At 71.2% G+C, this 3,003-nt stretch carries 2 protein-coding genes; both read right to left on the bottom strand.

Annotated features, from left to right (window positions below):
- Window positions 1-86: 86 nt before the first annotated feature.
- Window positions 87-386, bottom strand: coding sequence for a DUF190 domain-containing protein (locus IY392_RS15960; RefSeq protein WP_228549514.1), 300 nt, complete (start codon window positions 384-386; stop codon window positions 87-89).
- Between the two features lie 26 nt (window positions 387-412).
- Window positions 413-2,962 (bottom strand): DUF2309 domain-containing protein, encoded by a 2,550-nt coding sequence (locus tag IY392_RS15955; protein ID WP_194861744.1) that lies wholly within the window; start codon window positions 2,960-2,962, stop codon window positions 413-415.
- Window positions 2,963-3,003: the final 41 nt, after the last annotated feature.

Raw genomic sequence — 3,003 nt, 5'->3', positions numbered from 1 at the left:
CGCCACGCAGACGCTGCGGACCGGTGACCTCGTCCGGGTGGACGGCGACCGGGGGGTGGTGACGCGGTTGGACCGGAGCGCGGACGTCAGGTGAAGTAGTCCGGGCGGCTGACGTAGGTGTCGGTGACGAACATGACCCCCGAGGCCTCGTCGAGCAGGGACCGCAGTCCGACGAGCAGCGCATCGACACGGTGATCAGGGATGACGGTGATGAGCAGGGCGAGGGTCTCCTGCTCGTTGAACAGCAGTCCGCCCTCCCGGTATCCGTGGTGGCCCAGCCCGGACACCCCGGAAATGGTGGTGAAACCGGTCGCGCCGGAATGCTCGATGAGTCGTCGCACGTCGGGGGCGTCGGATCCCGGGACGATCACTTCGATCTTGGTCATCCTGGTGAGGTTGGCTCGGGTCATGGTCATTCTCCGATCTCGGTGGGATACGGGGTCCATCCACCGCGGGCGCGGTGGTGCCATCGGGGGGACTGGTCGTTCCGGGCCAGCAGGGTGATCCAGTGGTTGTCGACGAGGTCCCGAACCCCGGGGTTACGGGCCAGGATCGCGTCTATGCGCTCGTGCGGTGCGTGGACGAGGACCAGTAAACGCATGGGTTCATGCGCGAGGTGATCACCGACCGCCACGGACTGCCAGGGCAGACCGGTTCGCAGGTCGCCGCCGGGGCCGGTGACCACACCGATCCCGCCGACGACGTTGTGGGTGGTCTTGGTGCCGGCGCCGAAGGTCCGGGGGGCGACGGTGGAGAAGTAGTACTGGCAATTGATCCACTGTGCGACCACCACGGGCGCGGTGAGGATCGTCTCCAGCGCGCTCCCGGACGGGTCCTCGTCGGCGTTGTAGGAGTGCAGGAAGCATCGACGACGGAGGTCGACGCCCTCCGTGACCGCCCGCGGCCCGATGATGATCGCCGCGTTCCCGGCGAGGCCCCACTCGGGGTAGACCTGGGCCCAGTCCGCACCCCGCGCGTCGACGTGGCGCGCGGCCGCGCCCGGCTCCGGGCTCACGGGCGCCCCCGGAAGGAGAGCGGAGCGTTCGATCGCGAGGCGCTCGCCGGCCTCGGCCAGGTCCCCGACGAGCCGCTCCAGGTCGTCTCGGTGCGACTCGGGGATCTGGTGGCGATCCAGAACGACGACGTGGTCGGTGGTGGTGTCGTGTTCGGCGGCGACGAACCAGGTGTCGTCCGGGATGGCGATACCGCGACCGGACAGCGCATCGCGGACGCCCCGGTCGTTGAGGATGTCCACGGCCGCGCGGGCGTTGGGCCCGCCGGCGTTGCCGCCGCACGCCCCGCAGGTCAGCGCCGAATGGTAGGGGTTGTTCTCGGTGGACGCCCCGTGTCCGCAGAGCACCACCAGTCGCGCGAAATCGGTGGTCAGGCCCATGACTGACAGTGCCGTCTCAGCGATCTGCACCCGTTGGTCCAGGCTCAGTGAGCTCGCGGTGTCGATCACGGTGCGGGCGACGGGCGCGATCCGGGCGCGGACACGGGCGCGCCACCGCCGGACGTGGCGGGGTGCGATGGTCTTGGCGGCCGCGGCCGGCCCGTTGGCCCAGCCGAGGATCTCCGCGAGGACGAATGGTGCCGCCAGGTCCGCTTTGGCGGTGTGAACCGCGTCGGTGGTGGCCGTGAGCGAGTTCAGTCCGGCCAGGGTCCGCCGCGCCTCCCCCCGCGCGGTCGGTGCCGGTTGTTCGTACAAGTCGATCTGAGGCGTCACCAGCGCGGGAGCCGAGACGGTGGGGTCCCCCTTGGCCAGGCCGTGGATGCGGCAGGCCACGGCGAAGAACCCCGCGAACCCGAATGTCCGGTACCCGCCCAGCCCCTCCAGATGCCGCCTGAGCCCCTCGGAGCGAGGATCGATGCACAGCACCAGTTGCGCCTCGGCGCGGTCGGACGTCGAGGACGGCGCGGGATCGCGCAACCGGGCCAGGAGGCCTCGCCGGTAATTCGTCTCGTAGGCGTCGAGCCAGACGAGGGGCCGGGACGCCACGGGCATGTGGTCGAGGATCCGCGCGACGTCCGCCTCCTCGTCTGCGTTGCGACCGATCGCGCCCAGGGCGCGGGCCGCGAGATGGGCCCGGTCCGACCTCGACGTCGCTCGCGGTGCGGGTGCCGGATCCAGATCGGGGACCCCACGGGAGGCGTCGAGCAGATGGGCTTCGTAGCTGAGCCGCAGCGCGAGGTAGTCGACCAGGTCGATCCCGGAGCCGGGGGAGTTGCTACGCCACAGGACGTGCCCGGCCCAGCCCGGGAGCCGCGTCAGATGCGCCCGCAGGTAGGCGATCCGCTCGCCCCCGTACCCCACACCGAGCAGGTGCAACGCGGTCGTGACCGCATCGGCCGGGTCGGAGGGCAGCTTTCTGAGGTTCCGGCGGGCCACCGGTGGCAGGGTGGTGTCGCGGGCCGCGAGATCGGCCCAGGCCCGATAGAACCCGTGTTCGCGGCCGGGGAGAGACCAGGCGGCCTGCCCGGGGTCGAGAAAGGCCGAGCACCACTTGGCGGTGAGGGCGTCGATCGCCGCGGCCGTGTGCGGACAGGTGCGTTCGCTGCGGGTGAGCAGCCGCCGGGTCGGGGCCGGCGGGATCGAGCCATGGAGGAGGTCCGCTGTCAGTACCTCCGCAGGGGTCCGGACGCGGCCGGCGATCTCGACCGGTGCCGCACGGACCGCCTCGGGGACCTGGCGTTCGAGTGCTTCGAGGAGGTCGTGGCTGGTGATTCGACCGGCGGCGTGGGCGGCGCGGAACCTCGATTCACCGAGGGTCCCCTCGGCGCCGTAGAGATCCCCGGCCGCCACGAGCGCCTCATGGAAGGGCCGATGTTCCAGACCGCCGAGCGGGTTGACGGCGATGAAGCTGCCCAGCGGCCACACGGGGGTGAGCACGCGGGCGGCCACACTGATCTCGGCGCGGACCCGTGTGCGATCCACGGCCCTCTGATCGGCGGGCGTGGTCATGATTCTCCTCTCACGGCAGGAGCGAGCGTGCGGGCGGGAGC

Source organism: Dietzia sp. SYD-A1 (genome assembly GCF_015356725.1).
Classification (GTDB): domain Bacteria; phylum Actinomycetota; class Actinomycetes; order Mycobacteriales; family Mycobacteriaceae; genus Dietzia.
This window is presented reverse-complemented; position numbering and strand designations above follow the sequence as displayed.